At 65.2% G+C, this 21,658-nt stretch carries 23 protein-coding genes; 12 read left to right on the forward strand and 11 right to left on the reverse strand.

What is annotated here, in order from left to right:
• The 9 genes from FNL14_RS08400 to FNL14_RS08440 form a co-directional block, all read left to right on the forward strand.
• Nucleotides 1–513, forward strand: a 513-nt coding sequence (locus FNL14_RS08400; protein WP_181762572.1) for an FKBP-type peptidyl-prolyl cis-trans isomerase, incomplete at its 5' end; no start/stop codon positions are given.
• A gap of 77 nt (nt 514–590) precedes the next feature.
• Entirely contained in the window at nt 591–986 is a 396-nt protein-coding gene (locus tag FNL14_RS08405; RefSeq protein ID WP_091418899.1) for an FKBP-type peptidyl-prolyl cis-trans isomerase, read from the forward strand.
• A gap of 106 nt (nt 987–1,092) precedes the next feature.
• Nucleotides 1,093–3,102: a YafY family protein gene (locus FNL14_RS08410; RefSeq protein ID WP_142059218.1), complete on the forward strand. Its 2,010-nt coding sequence runs from the start codon at nt 1,093–1,095 to the stop codon at nt 3,100–3,102.
• A 10-nt stretch (nt 3,103–3,112) separates the two neighbouring features.
• A complete protein-coding gene (locus FNL14_RS08415) occupies nt 3,113–3,460 on the forward strand; it encodes a hypothetical protein (RefSeq protein WP_091420003.1) in 348 nt (115 codons plus the stop codon).
• Between the two features lie 32 nt (nt 3,461–3,492).
• Nucleotides 3,493–3,765, forward strand: coding sequence for a Sec-independent protein translocase subunit TatA (gene tatA, locus FNL14_RS08420; RefSeq protein ID WP_091420002.1), 273 nt, complete (start codon nt 3,493–3,495; stop codon nt 3,763–3,765).
• 47 nt (nt 3,766–3,812) lie between these two features.
• The gene (gene tatC / locus FNL14_RS08425; RefSeq protein ID WP_091420000.1) at nt 3,813–4,607 is read left to right on the forward strand and encodes a twin-arginine translocase subunit TatC; all 795 of its coding nucleotides are present in this window, start codon (nt 3,813–3,815) and stop codon (nt 4,605–4,607) included.
• A 20-nt stretch (nt 4,608–4,627) separates the two neighbouring features.
• Nucleotides 4,628–7,579, forward strand: coding sequence for an RNA helicase (locus FNL14_RS08430; RefSeq protein ID WP_142059220.1), 2,952 nt, complete (start codon nt 4,628–4,630; stop codon nt 7,577–7,579).
• Between the two features lie 53 nt (nt 7,580–7,632).
• Entirely contained in the window at nt 7,633–9,294 is a 1,662-nt protein-coding gene (locus tag FNL14_RS08435) for an amidohydrolase (protein ID WP_142059222.1), read from the forward strand.
• 95 nt (nt 9,295–9,389) lie between these two features.
• Nucleotides 9,390–10,130: a polyprenol monophosphomannose synthase gene (locus tag FNL14_RS08440; protein ID WP_142059224.1), complete on the forward strand. Its 741-nt coding sequence runs from the start codon at nt 9,390–9,392 to the stop codon at nt 10,128–10,130.
• Nucleotides 10,131–10,201: 71 nt separating this feature from the next.
• On the opposite strand, the gene FNL14_RS08445 is transcribed toward FNL14_RS08440, so the two are convergent.
• The 5 genes from FNL14_RS08445 to FNL14_RS08465 all read right to left on the reverse strand — a co-directional run bounded on the left by FNL14_RS08445 (nt 10,202) and on the right by FNL14_RS08465 (nt 13,987).
• Complete coding sequence (locus tag FNL14_RS08445; protein ID WP_013600997.1) at nt 10,202–10,549, reverse strand: RNA polymerase-binding protein RbpA; 348 nt, start codon at nt 10,547–10,549, stop codon at nt 10,202–10,204.
• 246 nt (nt 10,550–10,795) lie between these two features.
• On the reverse strand, nt 10,796–11,740 hold the full coding sequence (locus FNL14_RS08450) for an SPFH domain-containing protein (RefSeq protein ID WP_091419993.1): 945 nt from the start codon (nt 11,738–11,740) through the stop codon (nt 10,796–10,798).
• Between the two features lie 23 nt (nt 11,741–11,763).
• Entirely contained in the window at nt 11,764–12,237 is a 474-nt protein-coding gene (locus FNL14_RS08455) for an NfeD family protein (RefSeq protein ID WP_142059226.1), read from the reverse strand.
• 126 nt (nt 12,238–12,363) lie between these two features.
• Nucleotides 12,364–13,245 carry a putative RNA methyltransferase gene (locus FNL14_RS08460; protein ID WP_142059228.1) on the reverse strand — a complete coding sequence of 294 codons (882 nt, stop codon included), beginning with the start codon at nt 13,243–13,245 and terminating at the stop codon, nt 12,364–12,366.
• 61 nt (nt 13,246–13,306) lie between these two features.
• Nucleotides 13,307–13,987 carry a peptide deformylase gene (locus FNL14_RS08465; RefSeq protein ID WP_142059230.1) on the reverse strand — a complete coding sequence of 227 codons (681 nt, stop codon included), beginning with the start codon at nt 13,985–13,987 and terminating at the stop codon, nt 13,307–13,309.
• A gap of 53 nt (nt 13,988–14,040) precedes the next feature.
• Between FNL14_RS08465 and FNL14_RS08470 the strand changes: the two genes are divergently transcribed.
• Complete coding sequence (locus FNL14_RS08470) at nt 14,041–14,469, forward strand: nuclear transport factor 2 family protein (protein WP_142059232.1); 429 nt, start codon at nt 14,041–14,043, stop codon at nt 14,467–14,469.
• On the opposite strand, the gene FNL14_RS08475 is transcribed toward FNL14_RS08470, so the two are convergent.
• Genes FNL14_RS08475 through FNL14_RS08485 form a run of 3 tightly spaced genes read right to left on the reverse strand, consistent with a single transcriptional unit; the run spans nt 14,460 to nt 17,549 of the window.
• On the reverse strand, nt 14,460–15,656 hold the full coding sequence (locus FNL14_RS08475; RefSeq protein ID WP_142059234.1) for an NAD(P)/FAD-dependent oxidoreductase: 1,197 nt from the start codon (nt 15,654–15,656) through the stop codon (nt 14,460–14,462). The genes FNL14_RS08470 and FNL14_RS08475 overlap by 10 nt on opposite strands.
• Nucleotide 15,657: 1 nt before the next feature.
• Complete coding sequence (locus FNL14_RS08480) at nt 15,658–16,341, reverse strand: class I SAM-dependent methyltransferase (RefSeq protein WP_142059362.1); 684 nt, start codon at nt 16,339–16,341, stop codon at nt 15,658–15,660.
• A 17-nt stretch (nt 16,342–16,358) separates the two neighbouring features.
• Entirely contained in the window at nt 16,359–17,549 is a 1,191-nt protein-coding gene (locus FNL14_RS08485) for a type III polyketide synthase (protein ID WP_142059236.1), read from the reverse strand.
• Between the two features lie 307 nt (nt 17,550–17,856).
• Here FNL14_RS08485 and FNL14_RS08490 point away from each other — a divergent pair, with 307 nt between their 5' ends.
• The gene (locus FNL14_RS08490; protein WP_142059238.1) at nt 17,857–19,575 is read left to right on the forward strand and encodes a multicopper oxidase family protein; all 1,719 of its coding nucleotides are present in this window, start codon (nt 17,857–17,859) and stop codon (nt 19,573–19,575) included.
• 1 nt (nt 19,576) lies between these two features.
• Nucleotides 19,577–20,362 carry a hypothetical protein gene (locus FNL14_RS08495; protein ID WP_142059240.1) on the forward strand — a complete coding sequence of 262 codons (786 nt, stop codon included), beginning with the start codon at nt 19,577–19,579 and terminating at the stop codon, nt 20,360–20,362.
• A 59-nt stretch (nt 20,363–20,421) separates the two neighbouring features.
• Here FNL14_RS08495 and FNL14_RS23275 read toward each other — a convergent pair whose 3' ends face one another.
• The 3 genes from FNL14_RS23275 to FNL14_RS08505 form a co-directional block, all read right to left on the reverse strand.
• Nucleotides 20,422–20,571: a hypothetical protein gene (locus FNL14_RS23275; RefSeq protein WP_181762573.1), complete on the reverse strand. Its 150-nt coding sequence runs from the start codon at nt 20,569–20,571 to the stop codon at nt 20,422–20,424.
• Nucleotides 20,572–20,643: 72 nt separating this feature from the next.
• Complete coding sequence (locus tag FNL14_RS08500; protein WP_091419977.1) at nt 20,644–21,114, reverse strand: VOC family protein; 471 nt, start codon at nt 21,112–21,114, stop codon at nt 20,644–20,646.
• 55 nt (nt 21,115–21,169) lie between these two features.
• Nucleotides 21,170–21,658 carry a VOC family protein gene (locus FNL14_RS08505; protein ID WP_370455827.1) on the reverse strand — a complete coding sequence of 163 codons (489 nt, stop codon included), beginning with the start codon at nt 21,656–21,658 and terminating at the stop codon, nt 21,170–21,172.

Genomic DNA, 21,658 nt, shown 5'->3' on the forward strand with positions numbered 1-21,658 from the left:
CCCTCTGACGGCGCCAGCCCCGCCCCGTCTCCGGCAGCCCAGCCCACCCAGCTGCTGATTATCAAAATCCTTTCTGCAACAGACGTGACCCCTGCGCTGGAGAAGCCCGAAGGGGAAACAGTCACCCCGCCCGCAGGCCTGCCCACCGTCACTGAAAAGGACGGCGTCCCCGAAATCTCGGTCGAAGGCGTTGCTGCTCCCACTGCCCTCGTCTCCCAGGACCTGATCAAGGGCACCGGGGCCACGGTTAAGGAAACCGACACCCTGACCGTGAACTACGTCGGCGTCACCTTGGCAGGCGGAACCAAGTTCGACTCAAGCTTCGACCGTGGCGAGCCGGCAACTTTCCCGCTCACCGGCGTGATCAAGGGCTGGACCCAGGGCCTGGCCGGCAAGACAGTGGGCTCCCGGGTCCTGCTGGTGATCCCCAAGGACCTGGCATACGGCGAAGCGGGCCAGGGCGAGGCCAAGGGCGACCTTGTCTTCGTAGTGGACATCCTCGGAGCCAAGTAGCAACAATGGCAACAGGCCCGGCCATCGCCGCGGCATCCAACAGCAGCACACCATCTGCCAGACACCTAGGAGCAACCATGTCATTTGGACAGCGGGACTTTGACCGCCAGAAGCCCGAGATCGATTTTCCCGAGGGCGATGTCCCCACGGAACTCGTTATCACCGACCTCATTGAGGGGGACGGCCGTGAAGCCCAGGCCGGGGACACCGTCTCCACGCACTATGTGGGCGTCGCCTGGTCCACCGGCGAGGAATTCGACGCTTCCTGGGGCCGCGGCGCGCCGCTGGACTTCCGGGTAGGCGTTGGCCAAGTCATCCAGGGCTGGGACCAGGGCCTGCTGGGCATGAAGGTGGGCGGCCGCCGCCGCCTTGAAATCCCCTCCGAGCTTGCCTACGGTTCCCGTGGTGCCGGTGGAGCCATCAAGCCCAATGAAGCCCTGATCTTCGTGGTTGACCTGGTGGCAGTGCGCTGACCCAGGTTCCCCCGAACTTCTCGAAGCGCGGCGGCGACAGGACCCAGGTGTCCTGTTGCTGCCGCGCTTCCTGCGTTCCGGCGCGGAGTTTAGTAACGTAACCAGAGTGTCCGCATCCCGTACTGAACGCCTCCTCAACCTGCTGATCGCGCTGCTCAATACCAAGTACGGCCTGCGCCGCAGCGAACTGCGGGACACGGTCTACCGCACCATTCCCGGCAATGAAGCATCCTTTGGCCGGATGTTCGAGCGGGACAAGGCCGATCTTCGCAAGTTCGGCTTTGACGTGGAGACCCTGACGGACCTGGGCTGGAGCGAGGATGATCCCGCAACCACCCGCTACCGGATCGGCAAGGAGTCCAACCGCCTGCCGGACGTGGAACTGGGCCCGGAAGAGTGGACCGTCCTGCTCCTTGCTTCCCAGCTCTGGGAACGTGCGGCGCTTGGCACCGCTGCCCAGAGCGCGTTGCGGAAGCTGCAGGCGTCCGGTGCAGCCGCCGACGTCCAACTGCCCCCCGGGGTCCAGCCGAGGATCAAGCCCGCAGGCCAGGCCTTTGACGACCTCCTTGCAGCCATGCATGCCAGGCATCCCGTCGCGTTCACCTACCTCGCGGGCAGTACGGGCAGCGAAGAACAACGGACTGTGGAGCCCTGGGGCCTCGGAAGCCGCTTCGGCCACTGGTACCTCATGGGTTATGACCGCGCCAGGAAAGCGCCCCGCCAATTCCGGCTCTCCCGTTTCACCAGCGCGGTGGCAACCCTCGAACGCGAGCAGTTCAGCCCTCCCCGCGACTTCAATATCCGCCAGGAACTGGAACGCCTGCCCGAACTGCCGCTCCGCACCGCCGTCGTGGACGTCCGCGCAGGACGCCTCCTGGCACTGCGGCGCCGGGGTGTGGCAATGGAGGATGCGGCACAGGGAGCACCCCAGGGATACGGACCCTTGCCCAGGCCTGAGCCAGGCCATGACCGGCTCAGCCTGCAATACAGGGATCCGGAGAGCCTGGCCGAAGAGCTTGCCTCCTACGGGCCCGATGCCCTTGCGGTGGCTCCCGCCGAACTCGCCGACGCCGTCCGGCGCCGGCTTCGGGCAGCTGCTGACTTCAGCAACGCGCCGGTCCCCGCCTTCCGGTTTGCTGCCGCACCGGCCCGGCCTGTGCGTGTACGCACCTCCGAGGACCAGCTCAAGCGCATGCTGGAGCTGGTGCCCTTCCTGGTGCACCACCAGGGCCTGCACATCCAGGACGTTGCGGAGCATTTCGGCATCAGCCGGAAAGAGCTGGAGGATGACCTGCAAATCCTCATCTGTTCAGGGCTCCCGGAGGGTTACCCCGACGATCTGCTCGACATCCAGTGGGAAAACGACCACGTCTACATCACGCAGGATCTGGACCTGAAGAAGCCGGTCCGCTTCACGGTGGAGGAAGCCTGTGCCCTCCTGACCGGGCTGGAATCACTGAACGGGCTGCCGGGGGCGGCCGAGGGCGGCGCCTTGGAATCGGTGACCCTCAAACTGCTGGCGGCCGCGGGGGAGGAAGGGCTTCGGGCGGCTTCAGTGGGAGGCCCGGAAGTAGCACCCGCGGAGGCAGCCACGCATGCCATGGTCAGGCAGGCCATCGAGTCCCGCGCCCAGCTGCGCCTGACGTACCTGTCCCCGCAGCGGGACACGGTGTCTGAGCGGGACGTTGATCCGCTGCGACTGTACTCGCTGGACAACATCTGGTACTTCGAGGCCTACTGCCATTCAGTGGAGGACGTGCGGAATTTCAGGCTGGACCGGGTCCAGGACCTCCACCCCAACGGCCTGCCCATCCCGGCCGCAACCAAACCTTCAGAGGGCGTCCCGGCAAAGCTCTTCACGCCCAGTGACGACGATACCGTGGTGACCGTCCAGCTCACCCGGCAGGGGAGGGGGCTCGCGGACGACTACTATGCGGAGCGCACAGCCGAGCTCGACGACGGCGGGCTGGTGGCCGAAATCCGCTTCGGCAACACCGACTGGTTGCCGATGTTCGTGGCCCAGCACGGTGGCTCCGCCCGCATCCTGGCTCCGGCCGGCCTGGCGGACGCGGCCCGAAACTGGCTGGCGGCATCCCTGGCAACGTACGGCGGCTAGACTTCTCAGCATGCCTTGGTGGTCCTGGATCCTGATATGGGTGGCGCTTGTTGCGCTGTCGCTGCTTTTTTATGTCCTGCTGGGCATCCGGCTGTTCCGCCAGTTCATGGCGACCGTCAAGGACCTCAGTGCGGCAGGGGAAAAGTTGGGGCACATCGCCCCCAGCGGGCAACCCCCCGCCGGTCCCGACCCTGCCGGGCCGCAGCCGGGCTCCGCCGTTTTTGCCTCGCCCGCCGTCATGCGACATGATTACGAGGCATCCAAGTCGTCCCGCCGGGAACAGCGCCGCCTTCGGCGGGTGCAGCGCAAGACGGACCGGGGCCAGCCGCAGGCCCTCGGCGATCTCGACTTCACATAGAAGTAGGATGTATTTAGAGGAAAGGATTTCCCGTGGGAAGACTCTTTGATGGCCCCTGGCCCATCGTTATTATCATCATCGTCGCTTTGCTTCTCTTCGCCGCCCCCAAGCTTCCGGCCATGGCGCGCAGCCTTGGCCAGTCCATGCGGATCATCAAATCCGAGGTCAAGGAAATGAAGAACGACGGCAAGACGGACACCACCGATGCATCAGGCCCGGTGGAAGGCACCATCGTCAACCACCCCAAGGCGAAGCCCGGCGAGCCGACAGACGGCACTGACGTTCCGCCGTCGAACCGCGCCTGACCCCAGTGGCACTGTCGCGGTCCCGTAAAGCCAACCCCGAAGGGCGCATGGCGCTTTGGGACCACCTCAAAGAGCTGAAGAACCGGCTGATCAAGTCGGCTATTGGCGTCGTCATTGGCGGCATCGGAGGCTGGATACTTTACGATCCGCTGCTGAAGGCACTGGCCGAGCCGGTCAACCGGATCTCGGAGCAGACCGGCGGGCTTGCTGCCATCAACTTCGGCAGCATTGCGTCCCCGTTTGATTTCAAGCTCCAAATGTCCCTGCTTATCGGCGTGGTCATTTCCAGCCCGATCTGGATCTACCAGCTCTGGGCTTTCATCACCCCGGGCCTGACATCGAAGGAGCGCCGCTACACGCTGGGCTACATGGCGGCTGCGGTCCCGCTGTTCCTGGCAGGCATCTACGCCGGCTGGCTTGTGGTGCCCCAGGTGGTCCATGCCCTGACCCAGTTCACGCCCGAAGGCTCCTCCAGTGTCATCGACGCCCGGACGTACATCGAGTTCGTGACCCGGATGGTGCTGGTGCTGGGTGTCGCCTTCCTGGTGCCCGTGGTTCTGGTGGGCATCAACATGGCCGGCATTATCTCCGGCCGCACCATCCTGAAGGCATGGCGCATCACCGTTTTCCTGGTGTTTGTCCTTGCCGCTATCGCCGCCCCGGGAGCGGATGCCATTTCGATGTTTATGTTGGCCGGCCCCCTTCTGGTGCTCTTTTTCGCCGCGATCGGCATCTGCCTGATGAATGACAAGCGCCGTGAACGCCGCCAGGCGAAGCGGATGGCCGAGACCGATGCCACAGCTGACATCGCCACCCCCGGCAGTGAGCTGAAGAACCTCTAGGCGCCCGTTAGGCTTGGTATATGTCCTCCAATACCGGGCCGTTCTCCACTGGTCCAACCTCCGCCGGACCCAGCGATCCTGAGGAGCTTTCTCCCGCCGAAAGATACCGCGCCAGCGCTGAACGAAGGGCAGAAGCAGCCACCTATCTAGGCTCCTTCATCAGGACCCTGGACTTTGAACTGGATGACTTCCAGCGCCAGGCGTGCAAGTCGCTGCAGGAGGGCCGGGGAGTCCTGGTGGCAGCACCCACCGGGGCCGGCAAGACGATTGTTGGCGAGTTCGCCATCTACCTCGCTTTGCAGCGTGGCCTTAAAGCCTTTTACACCACACCCATCAAGGCGCTCAGCAACCAGAAGTTCACCGAGCTGACCGAGAAGTACGGCGCCCAGAACGTGGGCCTGCTGACCGGGGACACCAGCATCAACGGCGACGCTCCGGTGGTGGTAATGACCACCGAAGTCCTGCGGAACATGCTCTACGCGGATTCGGCCACCCTGGATGACCTGGGTTACGTGGTGATGGATGAGGTGCACTACCTGGCTGACCGCTTCCGCGGCGCCGTCTGGGAAGAGGTCATCATCCACCTGCCCAGCGAGGTACAGGTGGCCTCCCTCAGCGCCACCGTTTCCAACGCCGAGGAGTTCGGCGCGTGGCTGGATACCGTCCGTGGCGACACGGACATCATTGTTTCTGAACACCGGCCGGTGCCGCTGTGGCAGCACGTGATGGTGGGCCGGCAGATCATGGACCTTTTCGCCGGGGAAACCACTTTCGACGAGATCGCCCCGCCGGTCGATGCTGAAGCCGGGGCCCTCGCCGGGGAAGCAACGGTCCGGGACAGCAGGGACGACAACCCCCGGGGGCGGGGCTTCGATGTGAACCCGGACCTCCTGACTGTGGCCAGAAGCGAAAGCATGCAGAGTTTCCGCGCAAGGTCGGGCCCAGCCAGCCGGGGACAGCGCGGCCGGCGCGGGAACGAGCGTCCCGGACGCGGCGGCGACGAGCGTGGTGTGCGCCCCGCCAGCCGGCCCCAGGTGATCGCGAGCCTGGACAAGATGGACCTGCTGCCCGCGATCACGTTCATCTTTTCCCGCGCCGGATGTGATGCCGCCGTGGCCCAATGCGTGGGCTCGGGCCTGTGGCTGACCACCGAAAAAGAACAGCGGATCATCGCACAGCGCGTTGACGAGGCCGGCCATGACATCCCGCCGGATGACCTGGACGTCCTCGGTTTCTGGACCTGGCGTGACGGGCTGCTGAGGGGCTTCGCTGCCCATCACGCCGGGATGCTACCCACGTTCAAGGAAGTGGTGGAGAAACTCTTCGCCGACGGACTTGTCAAGGCGGTCTTCGCCACCGAAACGCTGGCCCTGGGCGTTAACATGCCGGCCCGTTCGGTGGTGCTGGAGAAGCTGGACAAGTTCAACGGTGAAGCGCACGTTGACATCACTGCGGGGGAGTACACCCAGCTGACGGGGCGCGCCGGACGGCGCGGCATCGACGTCGAGGGCCACGCTGTGGTGCTGTGGCAGCCGGGGACGGACCCGACGGCGGTTGCGGGCCTGGCGTCCCGGCGTACCTACCCGCTGAACTCCAGCTTCCGCCCCACCTACAACATGAGCATCAACCTCCTGGCCCAGTTCGGCCGGGCCAGGGCGCGCGAGATCCTGGAATCCTCCTTCGCCCAGTTCCAGGCGGACCGGTCCGTGGTGGGCCTGGCAAAGCAAGTCCGCAGCCGGGAGGAGTCGCTGGCCGGCTACGCCAAGTCGATGTCCTGCCACCTTGGGGATTTCACGGAGTACGCCCGGTTGCGCCGCGAATTGTCCGACGCCGAAAACGTCACCTCGCGGACCAAGTCGAGGGCCCGCAAATCGCTCAACGATGATTCGCTGGCCCGTCTGCTTCCCGGCGACGTGGTCAATGTCCCCGGTGGAAGGGCGCCGGGGCCGGCCATTGTGCTCAGCTCCGACCACAGCAGCCGTGAGCCCCGGCCTGCCGTACTGACGTTGGACAACCAGCTGCGCCGGATCGGGAACGATGACCTGGAAGGGCCCATCTTACCGGTCACCCGCATCCGGATCCCCAAGTCCTTCAACGCCAAAGTTCCCAAGTCGCGGCGGGACCTGGCCTCCTCGGCGCGGAACGCGCTGCGGGAGAACCGTCCGCCCGCCCCGGGCAACAACCGCAACAATGATTTTGGCCTCGCCACGGCCCTGCCCAACCAGGAAAAGCGCATCGCAGAACTCCGCCGTGCGCTCCGCGCGCACCCCTGCCACGGCTGCAGCGAACGCGAGGACCACGCCCGCTGGTCCGAACGCTGGTGGAAGCTCCGGCGCGAGACCGACGGACTGGTCCGGCAGATCCAGGGCCGCACCAACACCATCGCCAAGACGTTTGACCGCGTCTGCGACGTGCTGTCCTCCTATGGTTACCTCGAACCCGCCGGTGACGGCCGGCTGATCATCAGCCCGGATGGCCAGCGGTTGCGCCGGATTTACGGCGAGAAGGACCTGCTGATCTCACAGTCCCTGCGGCTGGGTGCCTTCGATGACCTCGATGCCGTTGAAGTCGCTGCCCTTGCCAGCGTCCTGGTGTACCAGGCCAAGCGTGAGGACCGGGGGCTCCGGCCCCGGATGCCCAGCATCTCCCTGGAAACTTCCGTGGACATTGTGGTCAGGGAATGGTCCGCCCTGGAGGACGTGGAAGAGGACAACAAACTGCCGTTGACCGGCGAGCCCGAGCTGGGCCTCGTGTGGCCGCTTTACAAGTGGGCCCGCGGCCGGCATTTGCAGGACGTCCTGAGCGGGACCGACCTCGCCGCCGGAGACTTTGTGCGGTGGGTGAAGCAGGTGGTTGACCTGCTGGACCAGCTCGCGAAGATCCCCGGCCTCGAACCCCGCCTGGCCCGCCTCTGTTCGGAGGCCATCTCACTCATCCGCCGCGGCGTCGTGGCGTATTCCTCTGTCCTCTAATTTCTTTTTGCCGGCTGCTGCCCGCCCACTGACCCTTAGGAGTTTGTCCGCCCATGCCCACACCTGCGCCACAGCCCGAACCGCGCCAGAAGCCCAAACCAGTGCTTTACAGGAACGGATCCGTCTACACGGCGGCCGACCCCTTCGCCACGGCCATGCTGGTGGACGGTGACACGGTGGCATGGGTGGGGTCGGAGCAGGCAGCATCCTCCATCGCGGACAGCTCCATGGAGATCATCGACCTCCACGGGGCCCTGGTGGCGCCGGGCTTCGTTGACTCCCATGTGCACCTGACAGAGTCCGGCCTGGCCTTGGACTCCCTGGCGCTGCAAGGCGTTTCCTCGGCCAGGGAACTCCTCGACGCGGTGGCCGCGGCCACGGGTGACGGTCCTGTTCTTGGCCACGGCTGGGATGACACCACCTGGGCAGATGGTGCGCTGCCGGGTGCGGAGGAACTGGAACGGGCTTCTGGGGGACGGCCGGTCTACCTCTCCCGCGTGGACGTGCACTCTGCACTGGTATCGCCGTCGCTGGCGGGCGCCGCCGCCCTTCGCGGCCTGGACGGTTACGACGGCGGTGCGCGCGTCACGCGGGCAGCCCACGCAGCTGCCAGGCAGGCGACCCGCCGGCTCCCCGACGACGTGCTGCGCCGGCATCAGCAGCGTGCCCTGGCGGAGGCCGCATCGCACGGCTACGTGGCCCTCGTGGAGATGGGCGCTCCGCACATTGGGGGCGCCGGGGATCTCCGGGTGGCCCGTACCTGGAACAACCTTGAGCGTGAGGGCAGTCCAACGCCTGAAGTTCTTCCGTACTGGGGCGAGCTTGCGTCGTCCGAAGAGCACGCCCGCTCGATCCTTGACCAGCTTGGCCCAGGTGTCCGCGGCCTGGCCGGCGACCTCAACATCGATGGCTCCATCGGGTCCCGGACGGCAGCCCTTCGGTCCGCCTACACTGACGCCCCCGACGAAACCGGCAGCCTGTACCTCAGTGTGGAGGAGGCCGCAGCCCACCTGGCGGCATGCTCGCTGGCCGGTATCCAGGGCGGCTTCCACATCATTGGTGACGCCGGACTGGACGCTGCACTGCAGGCGCTGGAGCTTGCGGCCGGCGAGGTGGGGGAGCAGCGGGTCAGGGCTGCGGGCCACCGGTTCGAACATGTGGAAATGGTGGACGCCGCCGCGGTGGAAACTTTGGCGCGCTTCTCGGTGACCGTCAGTGCCCAACCTGCCTTTGATGCTGCCTGGGGTGGTTCCGGTGGTCTTTACGAGAAGCGGCTGGGCGGCCGGAGCAAGTCCATGAACCCGTTCGCGGGCCTGTATTCGGGGGGAGTTCCGGTGTGCTTCGGCAGTGACAGCCCTGTGACGCCGCTGCGCCCGTGGTCAAGCGTCAGGGCTTGCCTGGAGCACCACAATGCGGACCAACGGATTTCAGCGCGTGCGGCGTTCCTGGGCCACACCCGGGCCGGGTGGCGGGCGGCCAGGTATCCCAACCCGATGGCGGGCCAGCTGGTGCCGGGCGCTCCGGCGAGCTTCGCCGTCTGGGAGGTTGAAGAACTGATGGTCCAGGTAGCTGATGGCCGGGTCCAGTCGTGGAGCACCGACCCCCGGGCACGGACACCCCTGCTGCCGGCACTGGACACCGGTACGGATCCGGTATGCCTGCAGACGGTGCGCGACGGCATGGAGCTGTACTCCAGTCCTGCCCTGCGTTCCTGACCCGTTTGTCCGGCGCCCTATAATGGGTAGCTGCGCCCGCCGCCGGTTTCGCTGGCCAGCGGGTGCACCGACTGCTCCCACCAGGAAGGCTCTCTGTGCGCGTCCTTACGATCATCCCTACCTACAACGAGCTGGAATCGCTGCCCATCACCCTGCAGCGGCTCCGTGCAGCCGTCCCGGCCTCGGACGTGCTGGTAGTGGATGACAACAGCCCCGACGGCACCGGCCAGCTCGCCGACGGGATCGCCGCCGAGGACTCCCAGGTCCATGTCCTGCACCGCAAGGGCAAGGAAGGCCTGGGCGCTGCCTACATCGCCGGTTTCAAGTGGGGCCTGGACGCCGGATACGACGTGCTGGTTGAGATGGACGCCGACGGTTCCCACCAGCCCGAACAGCTGCCACAGCTGCTGGAAGCCATCGACCAGGGCGCCGACCTGGCCATGGGCTCACGCTGGGTCCCCGGCGGAAGCGTGGTGAACTGGCCGCTCTACCGGCAGGCCATCTCCCGGGTGGGCAGCACCTATGCCCGGCTGATGCTGGGCCTGAAGATCAAGGATGTCACCGGCGGCTACCGGGCCTTCCGCAGGACCACCCTGGAAAAGCTGAACCTGGACCAGGTGGACTCGGTGGGCTACGGCTTCCAGGTGGACCTCGCCTGGCGGGTGGCCCGGATGGGGCTGCGGATCGAGGAACGCCCCATCACCTTCGTCGAGCGCGAACTCGGCGCCTCCAAAATGAGCGGCAACATCGTGGTCGAAGCCATGATCAACGTCACCAAGTGGGGACTCCAGGCCCGCTGGAACACCCTCACCCGCAAGGCAACAGCACGGCAGTAGCCATTCCCTACGAAAAACAAATGGGCCGTCCCGCACACTGTGCGGGACGGCCCATTTGCTGTTTTCGGGTGTTACGCGGAGCGGCGTTCACCACGGCGTTCACGCAGGATGGTGAGGCGATCCTCGAGGATCTGCTCCAGTTCCGGCAGGGAGCGGCGTTCCAGCAGCATGTCCCAGTGTGTACGGACAGCTTTGTCGTTGCTGGTGTCCGGGCGTTCGCCGTCAACCAGGAGCGCTTCCTTGCCGGTCTTGGAAACCCATACCGGAGGAATCTCCGCTTCGGAGGAGAAGGTGACAAAGACCTGCTCGCCGTCTTCGCACCGGTACTCGACGCGCTGGCGCGGAGCCGGCTCGACTCCGGACTCGGTCTCCATGCTCTGCGCGCCAAGGCGCATGCCCCGCAGGCTGCGATCGCTCATGATTTCTCCCTCTGGTCGGTTCGCGGTGTAGAACCCGCGCTAGCCGGTGGCGCCAAGCGCCTCCGGACTACTCTGTGCACTGTGCTGCATCCTTAGATTCAACGCATTGCGAAGCTTGGTTGTTCCAGCGGATCTACTCCTGCCAGACAAATACCCAATTATACGCGCGCCATGCCATGTCAACCAAAATGGAAGGGATCCGCAGTGGACTGCGGATCCCTTCCATCGCTTGGCTGGCCCGGCAGCCTAGGGCTCTGAGGGCTTGGTTCCCACCTCATCGAACAGGCCGGCGACGCCGGTTTCAGCGGTGGTTCCACCCAGGGCACTGCCAATGCCCTTGAGGGCTTCGCCGACTTCGCTGGGGATAATCCACAGCTTGTTCGAGGAACCCTCCGCCAGCTTCGGAAGGGTCTGCAGGTATTGGTACGCCAGCAGTTTCTGGTCCGGGTTGCCCTTGTGAATGGCGTCGAAGACCTTTTGGATGGCCTGGGCCTCACCGTCGGCGCGGAGGATGGCCGCTTTGGCATCGCCTTCCGCGGCCAGGATGGACGCCTGCCGCTGGCCCTCAGCGGTCAGGATGGCCGACTGTTTGGTACCCTCGGCGGTCAGGATGGCTGCACGCCGGTCCCGCTCGGCGCGCATCTGCTTCTCCATCGAGTCCTGGATGGAGTGGGGCGGGTCAATGGCCTTCAGCTCCACCCGGGAAACGCGGATGCCCCACCGGCCGGTGGCTTCATCCAGCACACCGCGCAACTGGCCGTTGATCTGGTCACGCGAGGTGAGTGCCTCTTCGAGGTTCAGGCCACCCACCACGTTGCGCAGGGTTGTGGTTGTCAGCTGCTCCACCGCCTGGATGTAGTTGGCGATTTCGTAGGTGGCGGCGCGCGGGTCCGTGACCTGGAAGTACACCACTGTATCGATGGAAACCACCAGGTTGTCCTCGGTGATGACCGGCTGCGGCGGGAAGGACACCACCTGTTCGCGCAGGTCCAGCAACGGCAGGAGCCGGTCCACAAACGGAATCAGGATGGTGAGTCCCGGGTTCAGCGTGCGCTGGTACTTGCCCAGCCGTTCCACCACGCCCGCGCGCGCCTGCGGAATGATCCGCACCGAACGGACCAGCACGATTATCACAAACACGATCAGGACTACCAGCACAATGGCCAATGCAGTACCTCCGGCGTTATCCATACATCTCCTTGTTCCCCAATTGATCAGGCTGCATCTGGACTGGCCGCGGAACCGGTCGGGGCTGACACCACTGCGGTGGCCCCGTCGATTGCGGAGACCACAACTTTTTGACCGGCGGCCAGGACCCCGCCGGCAGAACGGGCAGTCCAGATGTCACCGCCGATTTTGACCAGGCCGCTGTCCGAGGTCACGGGCTCCATCACCAGTGCCTGTTCACCGATCAGCCGGTCCACGTTGGTCCGCTGGTCCGACGGGCCCTTCTTCAGGTGGGACAGGGCCACGGGCCGGACGAAGGCGATCATCAGCAGTGACACCACGCAGAACACGACGATCTGCAGCCACAGGTCTGCGCCCGCGAAGTCGGCCACGAGTGCGGCCAGGGTACCCCCGCCAAGCATGATGAAAAACAGGTCAAGCGTGATCATCTCGATCACTGCAAACGCCAGGAAAGCCGTGAGCCACAGCGCCCACCAGTTTTCCCCGAGCCATTCGAACAAGTTCTCCCCCTTTGCTACGGGGAGCCGCGGACGCGCACCCGCCAGTAACTGTCCTTCAATCTTAGTGCTCGCCCGCCCGGGTGTGGGCAGGCTCATAGTGGTGGCCGGAGGATAGTGGCCAACTCGTTACCCGGCGGCGTGTTTCCTGGGGCGGAAGACCATCAGCTGGAATTTCGCGTCCGAGATGATCGGCTCCGGGAGACTTCCAAGCCGCTCCTGAAGGGCCGTCCTATCCAGGTGGTGACCTGCCGGCCCCATAAACGCCAAGTCCGCGGCCGCCTGCCGGGTCAGCGCCAAAGGGACGTCGACGTCGGAGGCTGATTCGACGTCGAAATGGCCGCCCATTGCTTCGGCTAGCCGGGCCTCCTTTCCCTCCTCAATGCCCAGCATGCCGGTCACGGCCGCAAGGGAGGCCAGGTGCCCGCCGCGGGGAGTGACCACCACCAGCCGCCCGGACGGCCGCAGCACACGGGCGAATTCTGCAGCGTTGCGCGGGGCAAAGATCACGGTGACGGCATCCACGGCGTCGTCTGCCAGCGGTAAGGGCTGCCAGATATCGCAGACCAGGTTCACGGCTTCCGGGTTGAGCCGTGCGGCACGGCGGAGGGCAAACTTCGAGATGTCCAGGCCGAGGGCAGCGACTTTCCCGCACTCCGCTGCCGCAGTATCCAGCAGGGCCCGCAGGTAGTGTCCCGTCCCCGTTCCAGAATCCAGGACCGCAGCGCCGTCCGCCGGGAGGAAGGGTACGACGGCGGCTGCCACCGCGTGCGCGAGGGGCCCGTAATGGCCGTTCCCCAGGAAGTCGGCGCGGGCCTGGACCATGGCGGCCGAGTCGGCCTCGAAGGCCGTCCCCTTACCCACCAGCAGGTTGAAGTATCCCTGCCGCGCGGCATCGAAACTGTGACCGGAAGGGCAGGCCAGGCGGCCCTGGCCCGTTTCCGCTGTCAGAAGGTCCAAGGGATGGGAGCACACCGGGCACAGCAGCGGCAGGTCCGTGGTGGAGGGCATGGGATCAATCCTATTGCGCTGCTGCCGCCCTTTCTTCGTCGCAGGTGCGCGGCGGATGGGGTCAGCTGCGGCTGATCCCGGCCGGTCCGGCGTCGAAACCCAGCCCCTGCTGCGCCCTGCTGATGCCTGCTTCGGCCCAATGTGCAGCATATTCGGCGTTGCTGCTGAGGGACCGCAACTGGGCACGGTCCACGTACAGCACACCATTCAGATGGTCCGTCTCATGCTGCACAATCCGGGCCTGCCAGCCGGAAAACTCCCGCCGCGCGGCCGCCCCGTCCGGTGTCTGGAATTCGAGCAGTACTTGTTCGTGGCGGGCAACCACGGCCTGCAGGCCGTTGAGCGACAGGCAACCTTCGTAGAAAGCGGCGAACCCGGAGCCGAGCGGCGTATAGCGGGGGTTCACGACGGCCAGGAACTCCAGCGGGTTCCGGTTCCGAAGGGCAGCGGCTTCGGGATCGACGTCGTACTGATCCTCAAGGACCGCCAGCTGCAGGGGAATCCCGAGCTGCGGCGCTGCGAGGCCCACACCGGGCGCCTGGTGCATCACCTCGCGCATGATGTTGATCAGCCTGGTGAGGAGTTCGCCGGAGAGCTGCCCGTCAAATGCTGCGGCGCGCTGGCGGAGGGCGGGGTGGCCGGCCTGCACGATGGGCGGAAGCGTCCCGGCGGCGAGGATCTGCTCCACGGTTTCGCGGATTTGTTCGGCAGTGAGGTCGGTCCCGGGCGTGCTCTGGCTCATGAGCAAAGCCTAGTGGCCTGCCGCCACACGCACGCTCAGCTAGTGTCTATCCCATGCCTGATCCATTGCCGCGGCACGAGCCCGCACCGCAAACCTCACCCCTGGATTGTGTCCTGGGGTTCATCCGTGTCATCGAAGCCGGCGGGGGAGCCGCCGGAATCCGGCCTTTCCTCGATGACTCGTTTGTGCTGGTGGAAGCCCCGCACCTCCTGGCGCCCGAGGGTTCCACCCGGACACTGACCGAAGTCCTGCAGGGAGCGGACCAAAGCTCCGACGTCGTGTCCCACCAGGAGTTTGTCATCCGGCGGACCACCTGCGAGGGCGGCCGCGTGGTTGTCGAAGCCGACTGGTCCGCGACGGTTGCCATGGACCTCCGCTACTGGGACCGGGGTGAAACCATCCGGGCCAGGACGTCTTCAGTCTTTGAGGTGCGCGAAGGGTTGATTGTCAGCCAGGACAGTTACGACTGCTACTACCGGTAGGCGCTGCTGGGGAGCCGGCCGCGTGCCAGTGACTGCATGGTGAAGCGCCGGGCAACCCAGAGATTGACGGCCGGGCTGGCGGCAGCGGCGCGGATTCCCAGGTTCCGCAGGGTCAGCAGGGGCTCCGGCAGCGGCCGGCCCAGCATCATGTTGATTTCAGACTGGCGCCTGGCCACTATGGCTGCCTGACGCCGCCAGGTGTCGAACTCCTTGAACTGCCGAGCCGGAGAGTCCTTTTGGCCGCCCGACAACGCCGCCAGGATGATGGGGGAGAGGGCTTGGGCATCCAGCCAGCCGAGGTTCATGCCCTGGCCACCGATGGGACTGATCTCGTGTGCTGCGTCTCCGATCAGGACAATCCGTCCAGCGGCCATCGTGCGGGCGAGGGCGGACCGGACGCTGAACGCGCTCAGCATGGTGCTGGTCCGAGCGTCCGGAAGGATCCCGGTGCGTTCCCGCACCAGCTCCGCCAGCTGGACAGGACCGGCGCTGCCGGCGGGACGGCCCAGCCGCACCACCCACCGCCGGATACCCCCGGGCAAGGGGAATGACTCAACGATTCCACCGGGCTCAAGGAACAAAACCGCCTTTTCGCCATGGAGTCCCGGATCCTGGAAATCGCCCATCAGGTAGTGGTCGGGGTAGCTCCTGCTGTCCACAGGAACGCCCAAAAGATTGCGCACCCGGGACCGCGCGCCGTCGGCCGCCACCACGAGGGACGCACCGAACTTCACCTCATGACACCTTTCCGGTCCGCCGGCCTCCCCAACAACCGTGACGTGGCCGCCGTCGTCCGTTACTTCCGAGGCCCGTACGCCCCGCACGATTGCCTCCCCGTCAAGCTGGCGGACACGCTCCTCCAGGAGCTGCTCGGTGCGGTACTGGGGCAGGGCCAGCACAAACGGGAACGCATCGGAGGCTCCGCCAAAGGACATGGTGCCAACGGTCTTCCCGCCGCTGACCGCCATCCCTTCCCGGATCTGGACCCCGTCCTGCACTGCGGACCCGGCAATCCCCACCTGGTGCAACGCCTCAAGGGCGGGCGGGTGGATGCCGATGGCGCGGGTGTGCAGGTTCCTCGAGCGCCGCTGTTCAAGCACCCTGACACTGGCGCCGTCCTGGAGGAGCAGGGCTGCGAGGAACAATCCGACAGGGCCCCCGCCAATAATCAGGACGTCCGTTGCCACGTCAGTTCCTGCGCAGGGTGAGGACCTGGTGGAAGGCCGCGCCCGGTTCCACTTTCCAGCCCGGTGGGGCGATGGCCGACAATTCCGCTGGCGTGTAGCTCCTGCGGATGGAGGTCAGGCCGTCAGCGCGGATGTAGGACTGGCGGAAGGGCAGCGCCGCGGCCCAGAAAAGCGCGTACGCGGCGGGGCTGCGGCGGAGGTCGTTGTGGAGGACTTTCCGGCTGGCCAGCGCCGCGGAGTCTGAGAGGAGCTGGTGCAGATCGGCGGCCGAAAGATGGTGGAGCACGTGGTTGGAAATGACGTAGTCGAAGCTGTTGCCTTCCCGGACCAGGTCTGAACTGTGCGCCTGCCGGAATTCGACCCCCGGCGTCGAGGGACGTCTGCGGGCGAAGGCGGCCGCCCGGGCGTCCGGGTCTATGCCGGTGATCCGCAGCGCCAGTCCGTCGCGGCGGGCCCATTCGGCGAGCTGGCAGGCCAGGTCGCCGCCGCCGGAGCCGATGTCCAGCAGCCGGGCGGGAGCGGTGCTTTGCTCCAGCGTCGGCCGAAGTTCCCGGATGTACAGCTTCCGCCAGCCGGACACCATGCGGTTGACCAGGCCAAACTGGCGATAGGTATTGTCCAGGAGCCGGGCGTCGCAGTCCGGCAGGTCCATCAGTTCCACGGCATCGGCGGCCCGCCGCCGCATCAGGACGTCCACCGGACTCAGGCGACCGGCACTTCCGCCGCGTGCCCGGCCACCTGGTCCGGGCGCATTCCGGCAGGTGCCTGCCGCAGCTTGGTGAACAGTCCTGTCTCCACTGTGAGCCCGGGACCGAAGGCCATGGAGCAGATCCGTTCGTCGCCGTCTTGGGGAGCCTGTTCCAGGATGTGCTTGAGCACAAACAGCACCGTGGAGCTGCTCATGTTCCCGTAGTTGCGCAGTGTTTCGCGTGCCGGGACCAGTTGCTCGTCGGTGAGGCCGAGCCGGGACTGGACTTTGTCCAGGATGCTCCGCCCGCCGGGGTGGATGGCCCAGTGGCGGATGGAGGTGTAGGGGAGTGCGGCGAGTTCCGGATCCTTGGCCAGGAGGGGCTGCAGGGCGCCCACGATGTGGTCGTCGATGATGTGCGGCACATAATTGCCCAGGACCATTTCAAACCCGTGGTCGCCGATGTTCCAGGCCATTGAGTCTTCGCCCACCGGCGTAAGGACGGTTTCGAAGTGGTCCAGTTGAAGCAGGGACTGTTCTTCGCTACCGCTCCGGGCGGTGACGACGGCGGCCGCGGCACCATCGGCGAACAGGGCCGATCCCATGATGGTGTCCGGATCATTGGACGTGCGGACGTGCAGGGAGCAGAGTTCGGCGCAGACCACCAGCACCACCGCGTCCGGATCCGCTTCGCAGAACAGTTTCGCTGCCCGCAGCGCCGGGAATGCCGCGTAGCAGCCCATAAATCCGAGGTGGTAGCGCTGCACGGCCGGATCCAGGCCGAGTTCGCGGACAATCTTGAAATCGGGTCCGGGATTGAAGAATCCTGTGCAGGAGACGGTAATGAGATGAGTTATGTCAAGTAAATCGAGTTCAGGGGCGGCAGCGACGGCGGCTCGGGCAGCGTCCACGAAGAGCCTGGTGGCCTCCCGGCCGAAAATCTCGTTGCGGGCCTTGGTGCTGGGATTCAGCAGCAGTCCGGTGGCCGGATCGTAGAACTGCGGGTTGTCGGAGCGGAAGTCATTGGTGAGTTCCTCAACGGCGGTGAAACGGGTGTCGATGGCGGCTGAGTCAAAGCAGGTATTGACCAGCCGCGAACCAAGCCTGGATAAACCTGGTTGGGCCGCGAACACGTCTCGGGCCTGGGTCTGGATCAGCATGGTTTTCGGGACAGCTGTTTCAAGGGATCGCACATAGACCGTCATTGATTCATTCTTAACGAGCACTCCGGTTAAGACAATGCTGACCTGCGGATTTGTCTGCGGGAGCGGATTTGTGGGGGCCGGAACTGGGACGTCCGGGATCGGCGCCCGACCCCTTTCGGAGCCTCTTTGCAAAGTGCCGATAATCTACATTATGTCAAGTGACCTGAATCAGCAGCCGATCACGGCCAAGTTCCGGCGATAACCCCTTCCCCGTCAAGGTCCCCCCAAGTTTTTCCCAATGTGCGGGCCGCACTATTTCGTGGGGCGACAGTACAAAGCCGGTCTCAACCACAGATGTGGAGGAGTCATGAAATCACGTCGAGACGCTTTGAAGCTGGGCCTGCTGGGCGGCGTTGTCGCCGTCACCGGGTTGCAGCAGGGAGCGGGACTGGCTGGAGGAGCGCATGCGGAAGGCGCGGAGGGACCTTCCCTGGCAAGCCCCAGCACACTGGCAGCCAACAACATGCCCGCACCCTACCGTGCCGTGTTTAAACGTCCCCCGGAACTTGTCCCCTACGAAACAGGCCTTGATCCGGACGGCCAGCCCTTCGCCAGGTACTCGCTTTCGCAGCGGTTGGGGCAGGCCCAGATCGCTACCGGCCCGGCAACCACCCTGGCCGGCTACAACGGGATATTTCCCGGCCCGTCAATTCAGGTTCAACAAGGTACGCGCACGGAGGTGCGGATCAGCAACAGATTGCCGGCCCAGGGTCTCCTGTATAGCGACCCGTTCAACACGGTGACCCACCTTCACGGCTCCGCCTCGCTCCCCCAGTACGACGGCTATGCCAACGACCGTACAGCGCCCGGGCGCATCAAAAACTACCACTACCCGAACTGGCAGGCCGCCCGAACTCTTTGGTACCACGATCACAACCACATGCTCACCGCACAGGGCGTGTACTCGGGCCTTGCCGCTTTGTACACGATCACCAACTCCCTCGAGCGGGAGCAACTCCCCCAAGGCGAGTTCGACGTGCCGATCCTGGTGTCCGACGTAATGCTGAATGCCGACGGATCACTCGGATACAACGACAACGGCCACGCCGGACTTTGGGGTGACATCATCATGGTGAACGGCGTGCCTTGGCCCACCATGAAGGTCAAACCGCGGATCTACCGGTTCCGGTTCCTGGTTGGCTCCATCACCAGGTCCTACCGGTTCTCGCTCTCCACCGGCGATCCGTTCTACGTTGTAGGAACCGATGCCGGAATGACGCCCACGGTTCAGGCAGTTTCCTCGTGGCGGCAGGGGACGGCAGAGCGCTACGAGGTCCTGATCGACTTCCGCAAGTACAAGCCCGGCCAAAGCGTCGAGTTGCGGAATCTCAGCAACAAGAACAACGTGAACTTCGCCAACACCGGCAAGGTCATGAAGTTCGAAGTTGTTGCCGATGCTCCGTCTCCACGGCCGGAGTCACGATCGATCACCTCCATTCCCACCACACTGGATCCCGGTGAGCATCCCACAAAAGCCGAGGGCGGACTGGACACGATGTCGCTGACCCCGGACATGGCCGTGGCCAGGAGAACCTTGCGTGTTCGGCGTGAGGGCGGCGAATGGACCATCAACGGCGATACGTGGGACGACGTCGAGAAATCAGGATTCAGGAAGTGCTTCGCAAATCCGCAGCGCAACCAGGTTGAAGAGTGGACCATCGTCAATGAATCCGGCGGATGGTTCCATCCCGTCCACATCCATTTGATCGATGGGAAAATCATTGGCCGCAACACTAACGGCGGCAAACCCTTTGCCTGGGAAAACGGGCCGAAGGACGTCTTTTACGCCGGCGAAAACGAGGCTGTCACCGTGCTCATGCAGTTCGATACCGGCAAGCACGAGGGCGGCCGCTACATGGTCCACTGCCATAACCTCGTGCACGAGGATCACGACATGATGGTCCAGTTCGCGGTCGGTGACCTGGAAAACAACGATCCCATCACCTCCGACGCGCCCGTCGTGGAAAACACCCCCGAAGGGGCATTTGCCTCCACCTACAAGCCCTCCTATCCGGCCGGCACCTGACGTGAACGTGAAGTTTCTGCTCCCGCTCGCCGTCGTCCTCTCCGTAGCGCTGGCTGGCTGTACCGGCCAGCCGGTCAGCTCAACACTCCCCGCGACGCCCAGCGCGGCAGCACCACAAGCGGAGGAAGGCCAGGACGTCGGGAACAGCCGGCCCACGGTCGGTTACGACGGGCTCATGGTACGACGGCGTGTGGTGGTCGCCGTCCACTCCGCAATGGACGCAGATCTGGCCGGCCTGCGCATGAAGCTGGAATCGGCGGCCGAGCAGCAGGGCCTGACCCTGGCCGACATGTCACCTGACGTGCTGGAACCGGCCATACTCGAGCATGTTATGCCCGAGGTCCTTGTGGCGCTGCCGGCCTCGGCCACGCTTGATGACGGCCGGTCCCTGGTTACCCAGGTGTCCGGTCCGGACACGGAACGGCTCGGCGCTGAGCATTTCCACGTCCTCCAGGCCTTGATCCACGATCTGCGCTTCAGCATTCCCACCCCCGACCCCGGCGCCCTGGCCTTGGCTGTCGACAGGGAGGGAATACTCGCTGACGCGCTCGGGAACTACCGGACCACAGCCGTCAACGGCGGCCTCGATATCAGCTACACCGGGCCGCTGCTCGGTGACGAGGTAGTCGAAAGCGTGCGGTCCGGCATTGCCCGCCAGGCCCACGCTGCGGCTTCCGCAGTCACCGTGGAACCGGCCTCCACAGACGGCACCGGAGTGGACATGGCATCGGAACCGCCTTGGCAGCCTGAAAACATCGAGGAGGCGCACAGCTCTTCCCACGGCTGACTGAAGCCGGAACCAGGAAGCTTTCGGCCGCTGACCTGCCATCGGCCAACGATGACGGGTCAGTGGCGCTGCCCGATGCCGGCGCCCACCACAGCACCGAGGCCCAGTCCCAGCGCGAAACCAATGAACGGGCTGTCAAAGACAGCCAGGCCCATGGCTATTCCGACGGCGGCGCCCACAAGGCAGCAGATCCACAGAGGTTTGTTCATCGGCACCGATGGTACCCGCCGCCCTGCGTTTCACCACGGATGCAGGGCGGGGAACGCCGGCATTCCGGGGCCTCAGCCGTCGTAAGCCTTCTGCAGCTCCGCGATGTCCAGCTTCCGCATCCCCAGCATCGCCTGCATCGCCCGCTGGGAACCGAGCGGATCGGTCCCGGCGATCAGTGAGGTGAGCACGGACGGGATGACCTGCCAGGAAACACCGAAGCGGTCCTTGAGCCAGCCGCACTGACTTTCGCTGCCGCCGTCGGTCAGGGCTGACCAATAGCGGTCCACCGTATCCTGGTCCTCGCAGTCGACCATAAACGAAACAGCTTCGGTGAACATGGCGCCGCGCGCACCGTTCAGCGCGGTGAAGGGGCGGCCTTCGAGCTCGAATTCGACGGCGACGACCTGTTTTTCGGGGCCCGGCGCTCCTTCGAGACGTGAGACGTTCAGGATCCTGGAATTATCAAAAACCGAGGTGTAGAACCCGGCTGCCTGTTCCGCCTCGTTCTCGAACCATAGACAGGTTCCGATGGTGCGTGGCATAGGTTGCTCCCTTCCGGCTTGAGCCTAGTGGCGGTATCCGAAAGGCACAACGGTCTCAGGCGCCGTCCGGGGCCTGTGCTGCCCCCTGCGCGGGAAGCTGGCTGACGAGCCCAACAGTATTGCCCTCGCTGTCCCTGATGAAGGCCATCCACTCATCCGTGCCGGCAGGGCCCAGCAGCCCGTCACTGTGGCTGAAGATGATGTGCGCATCTGTAACGACTTCGACTCCCCTGCCCCTAAGCCCGGCCACTGACGTCCTCACATCGGGAACCTCGAGGTAGAGCAGCGCCCGCGGGGCTTCCCGCTCCAGCAACAGCCGCAGGCCGTCGAGGTCGAAGAACACCAGGCCGGGCGGGTCGAATACGGCTGTGGGCTGGACGTCGAGGAGTTCCGAATAAAAGTCCGCCGCCCGCCCGAGGTCGCCTGCGTACTGCGCTACCTGGATCAACCGCATGTCCTGCCCTTCCCGATGCCCGGATTTGTCCATCCTGCCCAGTTGCGGGGGCAGGTACAAGGGGTGGCGGCGGACGGCAACCGGCAGCAC

This window comes from Pseudarthrobacter sp. B4EP4b, from assembly GCF_006680095.1.
Taxonomy (GTDB): Bacteria; Actinomycetota; Actinomycetes; order Actinomycetales; family Micrococcaceae; genus Arthrobacter.

Coding starts and splice junctions, on each gene's coding strand:
- tatC (WP_091420000.1), top strand. CDS start 3,813: ATGGCGCTTTGGGACCACCTCAAAGAGCTGAAGAACCGGCTGATCAAG.
- FNL14_RS08490 (WP_142059238.1), top strand. CDS start 17,857: ATGAAATCACGTCGAGACGCTTTGAAGCTGGGCCTGCTGGGCGGCGTT.
- FNL14_RS08500 (WP_091419977.1), bottom strand. CDS start 21,114: ATGCCACGCACCATCGGAACCTGTCTATGGTTCGAGAACGAGGCGGAA.
- FNL14_RS08460 (WP_142059228.1), bottom strand. CDS start 13,245: ATGCCCTCCACCACGGACCTGCCGCTGCTGTGCCCGGTGTGCTCCCAT.
- FNL14_RS23275 (WP_181762573.1), bottom strand. CDS start 20,571: ATGAACAAACCTCTGTGGATCTGCTGCCTTGTGGGCGCCGCCGTCGGA.
- FNL14_RS08470 (WP_142059232.1), top strand. CDS start 14,041: ATGCCTGATCCATTGCCGCGGCACGAGCCCGCACCGCAAACCTCACCC.
- FNL14_RS08485 (WP_142059236.1), bottom strand. CDS start 17,549: ATGACGGTCTATGTGCGATCCCTTGAAACAGCTGTCCCGAAAACCATG.
- FNL14_RS08480 (WP_142059362.1), bottom strand. CDS start 16,341: ATGCGGCGGCGGGCCGCCGATGCCGTGGAACTGATGGACCTGCCGGAC.
- FNL14_RS08405 (WP_091418899.1), top strand. CDS start 591: ATGTCATTTGGACAGCGGGACTTTGACCGCCAGAAGCCCGAGATCGAT.
- FNL14_RS08430 (WP_142059220.1), top strand. CDS start 4,628: ATGTCCTCCAATACCGGGCCGTTCTCCACTGGTCCAACCTCCGCCGGA.
- FNL14_RS08465 (WP_142059230.1), bottom strand. CDS start 13,987: ATGAGCCAGAGCACGCCCGGGACCGACCTCACTGCCGAACAAATCCGC.
- FNL14_RS08415 (WP_091420003.1), top strand. CDS start 3,113: ATGCCTTGGTGGTCCTGGATCCTGATATGGGTGGCGCTTGTTGCGCTG.
- FNL14_RS08450 (WP_091419993.1), bottom strand. CDS start 11,740: ATGGATAACGCCGGAGGTACTGCATTGGCCATTGTGCTGGTAGTCCTG.
- FNL14_RS08445 (WP_013600997.1), bottom strand. CDS start 10,549: ATGAGCGATCGCAGCCTGCGGGGCATGCGCCTTGGCGCGCAGAGCATG.
- FNL14_RS08435 (WP_142059222.1), top strand. CDS start 7,633: ATGCCCACACCTGCGCCACAGCCCGAACCGCGCCAGAAGCCCAAACCA.